Raw genomic sequence first — 17,102 nt, forward strand, 5'->3', positions numbered from 1 at the left:
AAAGCAAGATAAATAAGTGCTGAGAACGTGGAATTTATTTTTAACCTGGTTTTGAAGCAACTGCGGCAATCTACGCGAGCTTCAGAGCAAATCTGCCAAAACGTTACTCGCCGCATTACCCGAGAAGTAACCCGCATTTGTCAAGAAAGTTCGCGCATTCAGGCTTCTGGCGAAATGGAGGGCTGGGCGAAAACCCTCGCCAACCACCGCCTCAAATTATGCTTGCGTTACTACAAACTCGGCTCGGCGCGGGGGCGAATTGAATTGCAAAGTACCTTAAGCGCGATCGTCTATCGCTATATCTGTCCGTCGCAAGAAGCAGCCAGCTATCAGGCGCGAGTGACGCTGATTGAAGACTTTTTGCAGGGTTTCTATGCGGAGGCGTTGAATGCGTTCCGTCGGGAAGCCGAACTCGAACCAAGCTATCAACCGCGATCGCGCCTAGAACTTGCCGAATACATGGCCTTCTGCGAGCGCTACGCCAAGCGCCGCATTCCCCTTCCCGGCAGTCGCGCCCAACAACTGATTATATTGCGAGCGCAAACCTTCTCCCAGAAGCAACCGCCGGAAACCTCCATCGATATGGATATGGCCGCCGAAGGGAGTTCTGGGGACTCAGAAACCGAAGGGCGCAATCGGGCCGCCGCGATCGCGCGTTCCTTTATGGTCGAACAAGAAGGACTCCTTCCCGACGCGGGAATCCGAGAAACCGTCATCGCCGAACTCATCGACTACCTCAAAGCTCGCCAACAAGAAGAATGCCTCGACTACTTCATCCTGCGCCTAAAAGACCTCTCCACCAGCGAAATCGAAGAAATTCTCGGCATCACGCCGCGCGAGCGAGACTACCTACAACAGCGCTTTAAATATCACCTCATTCGCTTCTCCCTGTCCCATCGTTGGGAACTGGTCCATCAGTGGTTAGAGGCCGATCTCGATCGCAACCTCGGCCTCACCCCCCAAGAATGGCAGCAGTTTAACCAACAATTAAGCGACCCCCAACGTCAACTGTTAAAGTTGAAGCAACAAAAAATTGAGATTGCCGAAATCGCCCGGGCTTTGTCTCTAACGGTTCCGCAGACCGAAAAGCTTTGGTTTAAACTCCTCGAGACAGCCTGGGATATTCGCAATCGCTCAGTATCCTGATCGGGTGCATTTCAACATGAATAGTGACAGAGAAGACAATTCGGATTTTGCGTACCGCCAAATCCTAGATTGGCTGAAACAAAAATCCACTGCCGATCCGTCTGACTCCGAGCCATCGGAAAAGCCCCAAACTTCGGGCTTTTCACCGCGACCGGAACAGCGAGACGGCTCGCAAGATCGATTAGATGCAATGCTAGAAACGACCTACTTAGAACCGATTGAAGTCGATGACGAATTTCTTTACGCTCTCGAAGATCCCTTGGATTGGGCAGAAGATGAAGAAATCGCCTCTCAGTTTGGTGGATCTGCCCAACGCGCTCAACCTCTGAACATGGGAGAAATACCGACCGTGCGCAAACGTTTTCAAGCGCTGCTGAAGCGCAGGCTGCAAGTTGAAATCGAACGACATCCCCCCCGATTCCCCTGGGAAATGGACGTTCCCGATACCCTACCTCAGTACACTGACGACACCACCGAGCGAACGGTTCCCGCCCGTCAGTTCTGGATGCCGCAATTGTTAAATCTGTTGCCGGTGGAACTCCCGGAACGAGTTCTCAGCCTTTTGTTCGAGTCTTGTACCGAGGTTCTCAATACGTTTGGACCGTCGGAAGCGAAGACGGTTAAGGCGGTGAGTCGGCTATTCCCCGATCGCTTGCCTTTACTCGACGATATGGCAGGGCGCATTCGCTTATCGTTAGCCCCCAGTCGCCTGCCTGCATTAGAACAGGAACGTCAGCGGCAGGAGTTAGCAGCATCGCTACCCCGGGACTACGACAGTGCCACCCACGAGCAACAGATCGCCCTCTCGCTACTCGCTGCGCGGGAAATTATGGACAAGCTGACGCTAACACTCTCGCCCCAAGAACCGATCGCAGAATTGCAATGGCAAACGGATTTTGGCTTGTTGCAGGTGCGTGCGGATTTTGCTGACAACAACCGTTCGACCGGGACGAAAGTCCTCCGGATCGGTGTCCGGTTGCCCAAGGGCGGAAGTTTGGCGGTGGAAACCCCTCAAGAATCGGCTCGTGCCGATCGCACTTATCCCGGACCGCTGAGAGTAGAGTTATTCGATTGGCAGCCGGGACAAATCTATCCGGCGACCATTCATTTAACCGGATGCGAGCGTCAACCTCTCTCCTTTACGATTATTTGTCGCTAACGACCTCCTGATACGGGAAGTTAAAGAAACTTGAATATGCAAGGCGCGAGACGTTAAAGCTAACGCCCTCGCCGAGTGACTAACCCAGTCATTCCCCATCGTTAAGGGCGAACCCTTCCTTGTTAGTAAACTCGGCTAACATGAAGAAGTTGCTTCACCAACCCCCAAAACTGGGTAAGAAGGGAATAACTGAGGTTTTAAACTCGATACTGCCATGCAAAGCTCGCGACTGCTTCCCCGACGCTGGTACGAACAATTACAGCAACGTCTCGCATCGCTTCCGCCCTTAGAAACCGAAGAGTCAATCGTGCTGCGGGCAATGGTGCAACTGCTGGTGGCGGTTGGTATTGTCGCCACCGATGTGGCGGGCGGTACGTGGATGAGTCTCTGGGCTATTCCGTTGAGTCTGGTTGGAGGCGTTTGGAGTTGGCGGAATCGCCGCAAGCGCAATATCGCGGCTAAGTTTTTTATCGCGATTGGAATGCTGATTGCTTTGGCGGCCTTCTTCATTAAGTTGTTCGAGAATTTGAACGATACGCGCTTGGTGCTTGCCGAACTGTTGATTCAGTTGCAAATTTTCCATAGCTTCGATCTGCCCCGACGTAAGGATTTGGGCTATTCGATGGTGATTGCACTGATTCTGTTGGGGGTGGCGGCGACAGTCAGCGAAACGCTGGCTTTTGGACCGCTATTGCTGGTATTTCTCGCCGTTGCGCTGCCGGTTTTAGTTCTTGATTACCGATCGCGCCTTGGATTTGTCGATCGCTTCCCTCAATTTTCTCTCAAAAAACAAAAACAGCCTCTCTCAACGGCTTCCACTCGGAAATATCCCGCCGTTTCCCTCAAACAACTCGCCCTCTTATTGCTGGCGATCCTGCCGTTGGGATTGACGATTTTTGCCCTGATGCCCCGCTTTCCGGGCTATCAGCAATATACCTTCCCCGTCAGCGGTGCGGCGGAACTCGAAAATGCGCGATTTAACGACAACAATCGCGGCATTTACAATCCCGGCGTGCGCGCGGGTTCCGGACAGAATGATACCCAGAACGGCGGCGGCGGAACCGAAGCGGGCGAGAATGGCGAAGGCGATATTTACTATGGATTTCGCAGCCAAATCGATCAAGGTTTTGGCGCGGGCGGCGGGCTGAAACCGAAAACCGTGCTGCGGGTGCGATCGCAAGCGCCGGGATTTTGGCGCGTGTTAGGATTCGATCGCTACACCGGCAGGGGTTGGGAGATTTCTCGCGATGACAAGTTAACGAACATCAATCGCTCCTCTTGGTCGTATCAATTTTTCTTATCTCCACCCTACGGACAAGGCGAAACCCGACAGGTTATTCAAACTTATACCGTAGTTGAGCCGCTTCCCAACCTCGTTCCGGCGCTATCCCAGCCTAAAAATATCTACTTCCCGACTCCAGAAATCGCGGTCGATCCCGAAGGCGGTATCCGCGCGCCCGCGACTTTAGCGGAGGATCTGTCTTATACGGTCATTTCTGAGGTTCCTTACCGCGATCGCACCGCCCTCGGAAAAGCACCGACAGATTACCCGAAAAATATTCGCAACTTTTATCTGGACGTTCCCCCAGCAATTCGCGCAAAAGTTCGCCAAAAATCAGAAGAATTACTGAGTCGTTCTCCGAAGCCGATCGCGTCACCTTACGAAAAAACTTTGTGGTTGGCTCAATCCCTCAAACAGAATTACCAGATGTTCCCCAACCTGCCGCCGTTAGGAGAAAAGGACGATCTGGTTGAAAGCTTTCTATTTCGCTATCAAGGCGGCAATCCCGACCACTTCGCCACCGTTCTCGCGGTTATGCTGCGTTCTCTCGATATTCCCGCGCGCGTGGCGACGGGCTACGGGACGGGTCAGTTCAATCCTTTTACCGGATTTTACTTAGTTAAAAATACGGATGCGTATGCCGTGACGGAGGTCTTTTTCCCGAAATACGGTTGGTTCGCCTTCGATCCGATGCCGGGACACTCGCTAATTCCGCCGTCGTTTGAGGAATACGAAACTTTTGGGGTATTGCGGCAATTTTGGAATTGGATTGCCGGATGGCTGCCCTCGCCGGTTACGAGCTTTCTTAATCTAGTGTGGCAGAAAGCGAGCGGCGCGATCGCGGTTCTCTTGTTTGCCTTCTGGCGATTAGTCTCCGGCGGCTGGTTCGGCTTCATTCTCGGCTTAATCCTGCTTGCTTGTTTGGGTTTCCTCGGTTGGATTATTTGGAATAATTGGAAAAGCTGGCGCTATCGCCGCAAATTGTCAAAAATGCCCGCAATGGAGCGTATTTACCAACAAATGCTCGATAGTCTGGCTCTGCGCGGTGCTGCGAAGCATCCCGCCCAAACGCCCTTGGAATATGCTCGTAGCGCTCGCGTCGATTCCCCAGAAACGGCTGCGATTGTCAACGAAATTTCTCAAGCTTACGTGCGCTGGTGCTACGGGAAAGAAACTCAAAATACGGCTTACTTAAGCCAGCAATTGCGCGCTTTAAACCGCAGTTTGCGGCGCTTAAGCGTTAATGAGAATGGCGATACGCGCCCGACTCCGGATTAAACGGCGCAACTTCCGCGATCGCGCGTACTCCCAATTGAACTAACATCGCTTCTAGCACCGGATCGGGCGAAAGACGTAGATAGGTGGCAGTAACTTCGAGGGGGACGTGACGGTTGCCGAGATGATAGGCGGCGCGGAGTAAAGTTAGGGGATCGTCTGCCGTCACCGTGAGAACGGGTTCCGGTTTTGCGAGGATTTGCAGCAAATCTCCGGCGGGCGATCGCAACACATCCCGATCTCGCAAAACCGTTCCCCGAGGCAGACACAAGACAATAGACTCGCCTTCTGGAGTATTAAAGCGGTAGCGAGTGCGAGTGCGTTCTTCCGCCGTTAGTGCCAGGGAACGCGCGATCTCGTTCCTCGAGCGCTTTGCGATCGCGTCGTCAGGGCGAGGGGAAGATAGACGTTCGGTAAATGCCAACATTCGAGAAACCAAACCTTAGCGTAGAAGTTCGATCATGGCATTCTGAATACGCCGCTTGAGATCGGCATTTGACCCCAGTGAGTCGGTAATTTCATTAAAGCGCTCGACAGTCAAATTACTGGAACGCACGAATTCCCGCGATTTATTGCAATAATTCACCGCAATTTGTCGAGCATTTCCCGGCAGACTGCTAAAACTCGAAGGCTGGCTGCAAACGATATTAGGAACGTCACCGGAACCGACGATACGCTTAATATCATCATAAGTGGCTTGGCGCAGGGGTTCCATTGCCAGTACAGCGCGAGCGTAGTTCGTAATCTCCGCTTGGTTTATCGATTGCGCGTAAGCCGAAGTTTGGAAGCTAAGGCGATGCGAGGACCCTGAAATTGCAGGTATGAGGTTCAGAAACAAACTGCCTGCCGTCATCGCACCGACAAGAACGGCACGGTTAATGGCTTGGCGGGTACGAGAGGGTAACAATAGGGTTGCGAGCATATTGAAAAATTGACCGACGAAAGGATGGATACTCTACTCTTCAGGGGAATACACTTTTTCTGAATTATTTTAGTCGCAATAAGTTCCGCCGCGCATCCGAAGGAAGAGGGGGAGATGGGGTGAGGGGGTGAGAGGGTGAGAGGGTGAGGGGGAGATTGGGTCTACCCAATTTAAATGCGCTTTAGCTTATTGCTGAAATGGCCCTGAGTCAACATCTTGAATTTTTAATTTTTAATTTTTAATTCTCCCAAGCAGTATTAGTTTAAACTCCAGATAGCAAATCATACTCTTTAAAGTTCTATGAGTTGGCGAAATTTTCTGCTTGGAAGTTTTTCCACATTGCTGGTCTTGCTCGGTGGAGGATTCTGGTATGTCTTCGTTGCCGGTACGCCCCAACTCGATCCGCCCCCCATTGAAGCAGATACTGGCTTAAGTTTTCAGATCGAAAGTTTTAAAAGTCAAGCGATGGGAGAGGTACGAGAATACGGTGTTATTTTACCGCCCGACTATGCCACCTCACCCCAGAGACGCTACCCCGTTATTTTCCTCCTGCATGGCGGACATGGCGACGCGCGCGCTTATGAGGATAAAGCCGCCGTAACTTCCGTCTTACACGATTTGTACCGCAGCAAAAAATTACCGCCCGCGATCGTAATTACTCCCGATGGTAACGATAAGCGCGGAACGAGTCCTTTTTGGGATTCTAATTATTTTGACGGGCCGAACGGTAAAGTTGGAACGCTGATTGGTGAAGAGTTAGTCGCGGTTGTAAAGTCGCGATATCGTACCCTAGAAGACCCCAAGTTTTGGGCAATAGGCGGTCAATCTTCGGGAGGTTGGGGAGCGTTGAATATTGGCTTGCGCCACCTGGATAATTTTCAGGTTTTCTTCAGCAGTAGCGGTTATTTTACGGATAGTTCGGGCGCTGAAAATAGTCCGAACGTTTTTATTGCTAACATTCCGGCGCAGCAACGTCAAAACATTCGGATATTTTTAGATGCGGGTGAGGACGATAAAGAGTTTCGCGCCTCAACGCTACAATTTCATCAAACGCTACGAAAATTAGGCATCGGTCACGAGTATCATCTTTATCGTGGCGGTCACGGAATTGTCGGCCCGGATTCGGGTTGGAACTATTGGCACAAGCACCTTTACGACCAGTTAAGTTATGTTGGAAAACAGTATTCGTAATTCGTAGTTCGTAATTCGTAATTCATCACTCATCATTCCTCCATTCATTATTCATCATTCATCATCCATTATTCATTACTTAACCATGTCTCTTAAAAGACCGCTTCGCGCTCGAGTCAGTAAAGAAGAATATCAATTTTTACTGCGCTTGCGAGAGCAAAAACCCGCTCACAATCCTCCTAAACCTTCCGTCAGCCCTGGCGATCGCTTAGCAGATGCTTTTGCGGCGGTGATGGGGTCTTGGAGGTTTATTATTATTCAAAGTCTATTTTTAATGTTGTGGGTATTATTCAATGTGGCAGCCCGCACGCAACATTGGGATCCCTATCCTTTTATTTTGCTCAATCTGATGCTTTCTTTTCAAGCTGCTTATGCCGCACCGATTATTATGATGAGTCAAAATCGGCAAGCGGCGATCGATCGCGCTGAAGCTCGTCACGACTACGAAGTGAACCTGAAATCCGAGCTAGAAATCGAGTTGATGCAAGATAAAATTAATCTGTTGCGCGAACAAGAAATCGCCGAACTCAAAACTTTATTGCTTCAGCAGCGCCAGCAAATCGAACGTTTGGAAGCTTTTTTAGTTTCACAACAAAATCGAGAAAAAGAGAATCTAGCTCCAACAGAAGAAGGGAGTTAAAAGTTAATGCGACAGAAACAGCGAACCGCGATCGGGATTTGGAGTGCAGCAGGACTTACGGCTTTAGTTGGAGTTGTTAATTTAATTTCCGCAGCGACTCCTAGTTTCCCTTCGCGAGTTAAGTGGCTTGAAGAAATTTTTCCTTTTGAAGTGCGGGCAGGAGCGCATATTTTTGCAGCGTTAAGCGGTTTTTTTCTGCTCGCTTTGGCAACAAATTTACTGCGACGCAAACGAGTTGCTTGGATTTTAGCGATCGCGCTTTTAATTATTTCGATCGCATCCCACCTCCTCAAAGGATTAGATATCGAAGAGAGTCTACTCGCATCGGTACTGCTGCTACAATTACTAGCGATGCGCCACAGTTTCACGGCGCGATCGGATCCGCCTTCCATTGCGCAAGGTGCAAGGGTTTTTTTGGGTGCTTTACTGTTTACCCTCGCTTACGGAACCATCGGTTTTTATTGGCACGATCGCAGCCATCGCCTTAATTTTAACCTCTTCGATGCTTTCTTTAAAACTCTGGCGATGTTCTCCTTCGACGATAACGCTGGAGTTCAACCGCGAACCCGCTTCGGTCATTTTTTTGTTAATTCTATTTATACTGTCGGCGCAGTAACTTTTATCTCTGCATTGTATTTCCTCTTGCGTCCGGTTTTGTTGCGCGGAGAACCCGCAACCCCCACAGAACGCCAGCAAGCTAAAGCGTTGGTGGAACGTTACGGGCGTTCTGCTTTGGCGAGGTTTGCGCTACTCGAAGATAAAGCGTATTATTTCAGTCCCTCAGTTCAAAGCGTCATTGCTTACGTGCCGAAAGGACGGGGCGCGATCGCGCTGGGCGACCCGATTGGGCCTCTAGAAGACCGCATGGAAGCGATTTTGGGGTTTCAAGGGTTTTGTCAGCGCAACGACTGGTATCCGGCGTTTTATCAAACACAACCAGATTATCTCGAACTGTACCGTAATGCGGGTTTTAAAGCGATCAAAATCGGCGAAGAAGCGATCGTCGATCTCGATACTTTTACCCTCAAAGGAAAAGCTGCCCAAAATTTGCGGACTGCTGTCAATCGCTGTACGAAAGTGGGCGATCGCATCCAATTTTACCAGCCTCCCCTCAGCAATTCACTAATCCAAGTTCTCCGCAGTATCAGCGATGAATGGTTGCAGCAGGTTCAAGGGGCAGAAAAAAAGTTCTCTCTCGGTTGGTTTGAGGAAGACTATTTGCGATCGTGCGAAGTTGCCACCGTCGAGAAAGCTACGGGGGAAATCGTCGCCTTTGCCAATCTCATTCCCGAATATCAGCTTAATGAAGTCGCGATCGATTTAATGCGCCATCGAACGGGAATTGAAAGCGGGACAATGGATTTTTTATTCATTTCCATGTTTCAGCATTTCCAAGAACGGGGTTATAGCAGTTTGAATTTAGGATTATCTGCCCTCGCTGGAGTCGGGGGTACGGATGAAGCCTCAAAATTAGAGAAAGGGTTGAATTATCTCTACGAACATCTCAACCGTTTTTATAACTTCAAAGGGCTGCATTCTTATAAAGGGAAATTTCGCCCGCGCTGGGAATCTCGTTACTTTGTCTATCCGGGAACGGTTGCTTTGCCCGATGTGGTTGTGGCGTTAGTTCGGGCAGATTCGGGCGATCGCTTGCTCGATTATTTTAAACCCGGTTCTTAAGAAGACCCCCTACAGGGCGGCACATTTTCCCATGCTTCCATAATACTGTTGTCAAGTCTTTTCGTAAAGAAAAAATTGCAAAAAATCGTAAATATTTACTTCGTTCTTTTTCGTTTAAAAAGATTTAGGTTGGCACGAAATCCTAGTAGGTACATAGCAGTGCTGTGCCACTACCCTAGGGAACAATGCAAGCTCAATGAGAATTAGTATTAATCCATTTCAAATGAAGGAAAGATCGAGATCGCGATCGCGCAGAAAATGCGAAGAAATTCGCGACGACGCGCTAAAGAGACGATAAGATCGCTAAATTGACAACTCGTTTTCCCTAACTCCCTTCCGAATTTTGAACGCTAACTTAACCCCTTCCTCCGCCCGCCAACTCGCCTTAATTGCCCTGCAAAATATCGATCGCCACGGGGCGTATACCGATGCAGCCCTCGATCGCGTCCTCCATAAAACCTCAGCCAATCCGAGCGATCGCGCCTTAACCACCGAACTCGTCTATGGGTGCGTCCGCAGACAGCGTACCCTCGACGCACTCATCGATACCCTAGGCAAGAAAACCGCCCGCCAGCAGCCCCCCGACTTGCGCCTCATTCTCCATCTCGGACTCTATCAACTGCGCTACCTTACCCACATTCCCGCCTCCGCCGCCGTCAATACCAGCGTCGAACTCGCTAAAAGCAACCGTTTGGGAAAACTCGCTAACGTTGTCAACGGTTTATTGCGCCAATATCTTCGCAGCGACAAAGATCCGCTCCTTCTCCCCGAAAATCCCGTCCAGCGGTTGGGGCTTCAGTACAGCTACCCCGACTGGATAATTGAATTGTGGCTCGAGCAATTCGGCGAAGCAGAAACCGAGAAGCTTTGCGAGTGGTTTAATATACCTCCCGCTCTCGATTTGCGCGTCAATCCCGTGCGCGTTTCCCTCGAAGGGGTTGAAGCCGCCCTTTCGCAGCAATTGAGCGAAAAAAATACTCAAATTTCTCACCTTCCCCCCCTACCCCAAGCCTTACGTTTAGTCGGCAAAACCGGCGCAATTCAAGATTTAATCGGATTTAAAGATGGACATTGGACGGTACAAGATGCGAGCGCGCAATTAGTCGTTCATTGCCTCGATCCCCAGCCCGGAGAAACGATTATCGATGCTTGTGCCGCGCCGGGGGGGAAAACGACGCATATTGCCGAATTGATGGAAGATCGGGGGAAAATTATCGCGTGCGATCGCGTCGCCTCTCGCCTGCGGAAAGTGGAAGCCAACGCCCAACGCCTGCAACTCCACTGCATCGAAACTTGCACCGGCGACAGCCGCAATTTCCCCCAATGGGCGCAAAGTAGCGATCGCGTCCTCGTCGATGCCCCCTGTTCCGGACTCGGCACGCTCCACCGCCATCCCGATATTCGCTGGCGGCAAACCCCGCAAAAACTGCAAGAACTGGCAAATTTGCAGCAAGAACTGCTCGCAAGTGCTGCAACTTGGGTGAAACCGGGCGGCGTTCTGGTGTATTCCACCTGTACTCTCAACGCGCCAGAAAATAGCGCGATCGCGCGTCAATTCCTGGCTACCCATCCCGACTGGCACATCGATCCTCCCGCCGCAGACTCCCCCGCTGCCCCCTTCCTGCAACCCGAAGGTTGGATTGAAATTCTGCCCTCGCAGCACCAAATGGATGGCTTTTTTATGGCTCGCTTTCAATTGAAATTCTAGGTAATATCCCTAAATTTTGTAAGGGCGTAACAGTGTTCATTAGCGTCAACTTAAGGTGAAACACTTAGCCCGCTTAGTAAGGGGGATTTTAGGGACGCTGTTTTGACGGGGCGGCGCTTGAGATCTCCTCGAAAATTGGAGTCGCCCCATCTCGAAATTAAACGCCGCCCCGTGGGGGATCGCTCCGTACCTCACCCAAGTGAAAAACGCTATAAAATCTTTCTTCCGGTCAGCAATTCCCGCACTTCAAGCATCGCCGAATAAGTCGGGATAATGTGTAAGGTTTCATCGGCGGGCGTTGTTTTTAAAGCCGTCGCGATCGCGTCTTCTAAGTTTTCCTCGACTACTAAGTTTAAACCATTTTTTTCGGCTTTGAGTTCCGGCTGGCTGTACTGAATCCGCAGCGCCATATCGTAGACGCGATCGCCGCTGACAATAATCGTACCGCCCATTGAGGCGAGTTTTTCCGTGTCTGCATCCCAAATCCAGGAAACATCAGTTCCGTCGGGCGTGCGATCGTTTAAAACAATTAACGTCGTTGAAGACTTTCCGGCTTCTTTGATCTGCGTTACCGCCCGCAATGTTTCATTCATTCCTACCGGATTTTTTGAGAGCAAAATCCGAACGTGCTTGCCTTCAACCGTCAGTTCTTCTGCCCGTCCAAACGCCGCTCGAAAGTTTTGAATTGCCTTGGTAATCACTTCAGAATTAATCCCTAATTCTTTTGCAACTAATCCCGCTGCTAAAGTGTTATACTTATTATAAACTCCGATTAAAATTTGCCCCCATTCTTTACTATCGATCGCGGGTTGACTCTTTTTAAATCCACAAGCGGGACAATCGTAATCGCCTAAATGCGATAAATAAACGCCTTGATAATTGAGGGAATGACCGCAGTTCGGACAGTAGATTGAATCGACAGCGTGGGGAAGGGCTTCGAGGTAAAGTTGCGGTTCGCTTAAGCCGAAAAAGAGAACTTTTTGGGTTAAATTTTGACCGAGATAAGAGAGAGTGGGATCGTCGGCATTGAGAACGATCGCGGTTTCTGGGGGGAGGGGCGCGATCGCAGTTTTCCAGCGCTGACTGATGGTATCGACTTCTCCATAGCGATCGAGTTGATCTCGGAACAAATTTAACCCTAAAATTAACCTCGGACGACAATCTCGCAAGACCAACGGTAGAATATTTTCATCAACTTCCAGGATTGCATAATCGATATCGAGTTGACCGATTAAACTCGTATCTTCTAACAGCGCTGTCACCAAACCATTAATTAAATTTGCGCCGGTTTCATTGTGAGCGACTCGAAAGCCCCCATCCTCTAAAATTTTTCGCAATAGCAGGGAAGTCGTCGTTTTTCCATTTGTTCCTACTACTAAAATTACGCCCTGTTTCGCTTGCTGAAACAGCAGCGGTAGCAAGTTGGGATAAATGCGTCGCGCAACTTCTCCCGGCAAAACGCTTGCTGCCCCCAGGCGCAGCCCGCGCACTCCAGCAGTGACGGTTTTAGCAACTCCAACGGCAAATCCTAAGCGCAGTCGATTGATGAAAGACATGAAAGTAGATTGTTAAAAAAATCTTCTTAAGAATTAGCAGGTGGCTCGATCGGATTAGCAGGCGGCTCGATCGGAATCAGTTTAAATGAATCCAAGAAACCCGTGCTGCTTCCTGCTAAACTAGATTCAAGATTTTGAGGCACGGTCACGCTAATCTGATAAATGCTGCGATCGACCCAATAGAGGCGATTGATAGCAATATAAGGGCGATTATTAGAAGTGGTTTGTAGCTTAATTTCTCGCCCTGGATAACTGCCCAGCATCACCACGCGATCCTGTAACATTTCACCGTTCGTTTGCTGCAAAATTTGATTTTGCATCGCGCTCAAAAACTGCTCGCGATCGATTTTACTGGTATCAAGGCTGTTGGGAAAATCGATGCGCGTCACTAAGTAGCGCACCGTATCATCATACCGCTCGACGAAGTAGCCGACGATCGCAACGGGGGCATCATTAATCGTCGTACTCGCCGCTGTCGCCTTCGGTTCACCCGGCATTAAAATCGTAAAATCGCCTCCCGGCGAGGTAAACCGCCGCCACACTGACTGGGCAATTTCTAAAGTCTCGAACGTCGTTGCAGTTGAGGGCGCACTTTTTAGCGAACTTGCGAAACAGGGCGCATTTCCGAAAAGCAACGTCAAAATCAGGGCGGGGGAAACAATACGCAATTTCACGATCGATTTGCAACTGAAGTCTATAGCAGATTAGCGGCTTGACGGTCTGCCGTCAAGGAGCAAACTCAGATGACGGTAGAGAGCGGGGTTTGCCCGTTCTTCCACATCAAAAAGAACGAATTGTGTAACGAATTGCGTAAGTTCCGAAAAAACTCTAGCATCTTTTCAATTCATTTGTTTTACTAAGACGATCGCGCTTTCATTCCTTCTTTCGTTGGTTAAAACCCTATCAATATCGGGCGAGTATTCCAGGCTTTCTGGTCAAATCTACTGAACCGTCCGAGTGTTCGCGGCTGTCGCTCGCGTTCGGAATTTTTTTGGAGTGCTTTCGCTCCTTGCAGGGATTAGAGTTCAATAAGGGCGCGATCGGATAGCTTCTACCTGCTGCAAACCTTGATTATTTTAGAGAAATTAAGCCAATGCCTACTAAAACCTTTAAAAAACTTGCTTTGACGGCTGCGGGAACAGCGCTGCTGAGTCTGGGAGTCGGGGAAGTTGCCCGTGCTGCTACGATCGCGAACGGAACGATCTTCGATGACGATGCGGGGAATGTAACCGTGGATTACTGGAACTTACAGGTTAATACAGCCGGTGCGATCGAAATCGACGCTCTCTCCTTCGGCGTTCTTAAAGGCGATAGTTTGATATTGACTGGAAAAAGTAGTCTCGATACCTACTTGAGACTATACGAGTTTGATGCGAAGGGAAGTTTAGGACTGTTGGGAAATTTTGTTGCAGAGAATGACGATTCTAATGGAGTTGCAGATGGCTCTATATTTGGTGAAGATTCTTTCTTATCGGTGAATCTAGGTTTGGGCAATTACGTTCTGGCAATCAGCGATTTCCTGTTTAGCGATTCGGAAGCTCGGCGGGGAGTTAACAATGATTGGGATTGGGAAGCATTTGACGGAACATTTGGGAAATATCAACTCACCTTTAAGGGGGATGTGACGGTGACTCGACAAACATCCGTTCCCGAACCGACTTCTGTCGTTGGTTTAGCGGCGATGGGCGCGCTGGGTGCAGGTTCGATTCTTAAGCGCAAAAAGAAGGGGAATGCTGATAACAATATATAGCAATTAAAAATTAAAAATTAAAAATCAAGAAAATTAGATCTATTAGGGGTTTCACCCCTCAAGATGTGTCGTCCGAACTCGGAGAATTGGTATTAGGAGAGCGTAATTTTGTTTTCGGTAATCTTCAACGCGCAACTTCAACAAAACTTAGCGCAGGGAACATTACGATCGCGTCGTCGATTTGGGAGCGGGTTTGATTTCCAACGCCGCTTTCGGATAGGCAATCCGCTGATGGTTGTACTGCTGCCAAACCCGCACGAAAACATCGGCAACGAGCGGCAATTCTTCTAACTTCAAACCCGATTCAGCAAGTTGAAGATCGCGCCAGCGAGCGGTAAAAATCTTTTTGATTGTGGTTAAAGCAAGCTCCGGTGTCGCGTCTTGGAGCGATCGCAGCGCGGCTTCGCAAGCATCCGCCAGCATAACAATCCCCGTTTCTCGCGATTGCGGAACCGGTCCGGCGTAGCGAAAATCGGCTTCTGATACCGTTTTCCCCTCCTGCTGGGCGCGTTGCTGCGCTTGCAGGTAAAAATAAGAAATTAAAATCGTTCCTTGGTGTTCCGGGATAAAATCGCGAATGGCTTGAGGCAGATTATACCGGCGCGCGATCGCTAGTCCCTCACTGACGTGCTTTTTAATAATTTCCGCACTCTTCCAAGGGTCGTTAATTGTATCGTGTTTGTTGGGGCCGCCCATCTGATTTTCAATAAATCCCAGCGGATCGTGCATCTTGCCAATATCGTGGTATAGCGTACCGGCGCGCACCAGTTCGACGTTGGCGCGCAACTCGCGCGCGGCAGCTTCAGCTAGGGAAGCGACGAAGAGCGTATGCTGGAATGTACCGGGGGTTTCTGTCGCTAGCCGTTCGAGTAAGGCGCGATTGGGATTGGACAGTTCTGCCAATCGGATCGGCGTAACCAGATCGAACACTCGTTCTAAGTAAGGGGACAGCCCGAGGGCGACAATCCACCACGCCACGCCCGACAAACCGTAAATCAACGCTCCCGGCAATACCACCGTCCAAATCGTGCCGGGAGTGGCGCTGACAATCAAAGTAGCGAGCAGGTTAATGCTACCTTGCGTCAAGCCAATTGCACCGCCTAATAGCGCTAAGTCCTCGCGACTGCGCAACCGCCCCGCCACCAATGCAGCGACTAAACCCCCGGTGGCGCTGGGGATAATGTATTCCCAAGGGACGCTCGTTACGCCTTCTGGGGTGAGGGCGCTGAAAGCTGTCAAACCGCTCACTACGAGAACTTGCGCGATCGCGAGGGTCGGATGATAAAAGCTACTCGCTAATAAACCGATCGCGGCGAGATTGAGGTATTTAAAATTAAACTGTACCAGTAACGGGGTACTGATACTTAACAAACAGATGAGGATGCGATCGCGACTGCGCAGGCGCAAATTGAGGCGTTGCCGAACGAAAATCAGCAGCCCAAAGGAACTACTCGCCAAGAGCGCACTCAGCATCAGCCCCCGCCAATTCACGCCGCGCCGACTCAGTTTCAATTCATCGAGCAATACGAACTCCTGCCGTCCGATGAGTTCGCCTTCGCGCGCGATAATCTCTCCCTTTTTCACTTCGTAAATCGCAGGCTTGACTTTTCTCGCGGCTTGTGCTGCAAGGATTTTAGTGGCATCGAGATCTTGAGTTAAGTTTGGCTCTAAAACCGCAAGCAGCGATCGCACGCCGGTTTCCAAAGCACCATCGGGAATTTCCCCACTCAAATGAATGAGGGCAGTTTGTTCTTGAATCTGTTCGGGCAACCCTTCGGGAATCCCTTGCACTAAAATGCGTTGTAGGGCAAGACGCATTACTTGTTTGCTGGATTCCCAAGCGCTGTCTTCGATATCTAACAAGGCTTGGCGCTCGCCAACCGCGAAACTGTCTTCTGTTTTCCCTTCGAGGGTAGAAAGCGCGATTTTATATTGACTGCGGGCTTTCTCGATACGCGCGATCGCGTCTTCGAGTTGAACCGATCCGGCTTGTCGTGCGTAAGCCTGAAGCTGCGCGATCGCGCTTCCGTCGCTGAATTCCGGCACGACTAACCCACCAAAAGCGGGCGGTACGGCGGCATTCCTTCGGATTGCTGCTACCATTGCCTGCCAATCTTTTTCATCCAAACGTCGCAGCGATTGCTGATTGGATAAAGACAACAGCGATTCGCTCGCGAAAGGAACGCTTCCGGCAATCTCCCGCAAGCGATCGACTTCGCCAATCCGCTCGTCAAAGCGTTCGTAGATCCGTTGGTCGATCGCGGAATCAATTTTAAGAACGGGAATGATGCCCGTTTGGGCCTCTTTGCGCTTGGCTTCCGTCGTTTGGATATCTTCTACGACTGCATCCCGACTGGCAATCAGTGTTTTTGGGGCGAAAGTTCCTTCTTTAAGTTGGGGCTGATTGTAGAAGCGGTAGCCGATCGCGCTGGTTAAGGATAAGATTGCAAAAGCCGCGATCGCAGGAGCGGGAATTTTTGAGTTATGCGGCCGCGAAGTTGGCGAACAGAGGGCTTCCTTGCCCGATCCTTTCAATCTCAATTTTTCGCTTTCTAAGAAAGCTAATTTTTTGCTCAGCGAGCCGTTGCCCTGCTGCGAGCGCTGATGCCACCCCTTAATCTGCTCGGTCAGTGCGTTCCAGCTTTTCATAACAATGCCCCAACCCGTTATAGCGCGTAAAATGCCACCTAGCTTATCGAAAAATTGGGTTTAAAACCCCGTCCTTCTAGGACGGCTTTGTATTAATCTAACATTCTTTGCTAGAATGCCCAGCATAAGACTGACCCAATCCAT

The 17,102-nt window shown here is 50.1% G+C and carries 13 protein-coding genes; 8 read left to right on the forward strand and 5 right to left on the reverse strand.

The annotated features are described in order from the left end of the window. The first annotated feature begins 27 nt into the window (after positions 1 to 27). The 3 genes from hetZ to H6G50_RS22270 all read left to right on the forward strand — a co-directional run bounded on the left by hetZ (position 28) and on the right by H6G50_RS22270 (position 4,865). Positions 28 to 1,146 (forward strand): heterocyst differentiation protein HetZ, encoded by a 1,119-nt coding sequence (hetZ, locus tag H6G50_RS22260; protein ID WP_190721476.1) that lies wholly within the window; start codon positions 28 to 30, stop codon positions 1,144 to 1,146. A 16-nt stretch (positions 1,147 to 1,162) separates the two neighbouring features. Further along, the gene (locus H6G50_RS22265; RefSeq protein WP_190721478.1) at positions 1,163 to 2,305 is read left to right on the forward strand and encodes a hypothetical protein; all 1,143 of its coding nucleotides are present in this window, start codon (positions 1,163 to 1,165) and stop codon (positions 2,303 to 2,305) included. A gap of 214 nt (positions 2,306 to 2,519) precedes the next feature. Next, positions 2,520 to 4,865 carry a transglutaminaseTgpA domain-containing protein gene (locus tag H6G50_RS22270; protein ID WP_190721481.1) on the forward strand — a complete coding sequence of 782 codons (2,346 nt, stop codon included), beginning with the start codon at positions 2,520 to 2,522 and terminating at the stop codon, positions 4,863 to 4,865. Here H6G50_RS22270 and ureE read toward each other — a convergent pair. Together ureE and H6G50_RS22280 are read right to left on the reverse strand one after the other, a co-directional pair. After that, on the reverse strand, positions 4,828 to 5,289 hold the full coding sequence (gene ureE, locus H6G50_RS22275; RefSeq protein ID WP_190721482.1) for an urease accessory protein UreE: 462 nt from the start codon (positions 5,287 to 5,289) through the stop codon (positions 4,828 to 4,830). The genes H6G50_RS22270 and ureE overlap by 38 nt on opposite strands. Before the next feature lie 15 nt (positions 5,290 to 5,304). Then, on the reverse strand, positions 5,305 to 5,784 hold the full coding sequence (locus tag H6G50_RS22280) for a DUF4168 domain-containing protein (RefSeq protein ID WP_190721484.1): 480 nt from the start codon (positions 5,782 to 5,784) through the stop codon (positions 5,305 to 5,307). A 300-nt stretch (positions 5,785 to 6,084) separates the two neighbouring features. Between H6G50_RS22280 and H6G50_RS22285 the strand changes: the two genes are divergently transcribed. From H6G50_RS22285 to H6G50_RS22300, 4 genes are all read left to right on the forward strand, one after another. Then, complete coding sequence (locus H6G50_RS22285) at positions 6,085 to 6,975, forward strand: alpha/beta hydrolase-fold protein (protein ID WP_190721487.1); 891 nt, start codon at positions 6,085 to 6,087, stop codon at positions 6,973 to 6,975. Between the two features lie 85 nt (positions 6,976 to 7,060). Then, positions 7,061 to 7,615, forward strand: coding sequence for a DUF1003 domain-containing protein (locus H6G50_RS22290; protein ID WP_190721489.1), 555 nt, complete (start codon positions 7,061 to 7,063; stop codon positions 7,613 to 7,615). A gap of 6 nt (positions 7,616 to 7,621) precedes the next feature. Then, entirely contained in the window at positions 7,622 to 9,295 is a 1,674-nt protein-coding gene (locus H6G50_RS22295; RefSeq protein WP_190721491.1) for a phosphatidylglycerol lysyltransferase domain-containing protein, read from the forward strand. Between the two features lie 343 nt (positions 9,296 to 9,638). Further along, entirely contained in the window at positions 9,639 to 11,003 is a 1,365-nt protein-coding gene (locus H6G50_RS22300) for a 16S rRNA (cytosine(967)-C(5))-methyltransferase (protein WP_190721493.1), read from the forward strand. 209 nt (positions 11,004 to 11,212) lie between these two features. Here H6G50_RS22300 and H6G50_RS22305 read toward each other — a convergent pair whose 3' ends face one another. Further along, on the reverse strand, positions 11,213 to 12,559 hold the full coding sequence (locus H6G50_RS22305) for a Mur ligase family protein (RefSeq protein ID WP_190721495.1): 1,347 nt from the start codon (positions 12,557 to 12,559) through the stop codon (positions 11,213 to 11,215). Positions 12,560 to 12,585: 26 nt separating this feature from the next. Next, entirely contained in the window at positions 12,586 to 13,233 is a 648-nt protein-coding gene (locus H6G50_RS22310) for a hypothetical protein (protein ID WP_190721498.1), read from the reverse strand. A gap of 419 nt (positions 13,234 to 13,652) precedes the next feature. Here H6G50_RS22310 and H6G50_RS23940 point away from each other — a divergent pair, with 419 nt between their 5' ends. Further along, entirely contained in the window at positions 13,653 to 14,309 is a 657-nt protein-coding gene (locus H6G50_RS23940) for a DVUA0089 family protein (RefSeq protein WP_199303375.1), read from the forward strand. Between the two features lie 162 nt (positions 14,310 to 14,471). Here the strand turns inward: H6G50_RS23940 and H6G50_RS22320 are convergent, their stop codons facing one another. Further along, positions 14,472 to 16,958 (reverse strand): HDIG domain-containing metalloprotein, encoded by a 2,487-nt coding sequence (locus H6G50_RS22320; protein ID WP_190721500.1) that lies wholly within the window; start codon positions 16,956 to 16,958, stop codon positions 14,472 to 14,474. Positions 16,959 to 17,102 lie beyond the last annotated feature (144 nt).

It is taken from the genome of Oscillatoria sp. FACHB-1406 (assembly GCF_014698145.1).
In the GTDB taxonomy this organism is placed as follows: Bacteria; Cyanobacteriota; Cyanobacteriia; order Cyanobacteriales; family Spirulinaceae; genus FACHB-1406.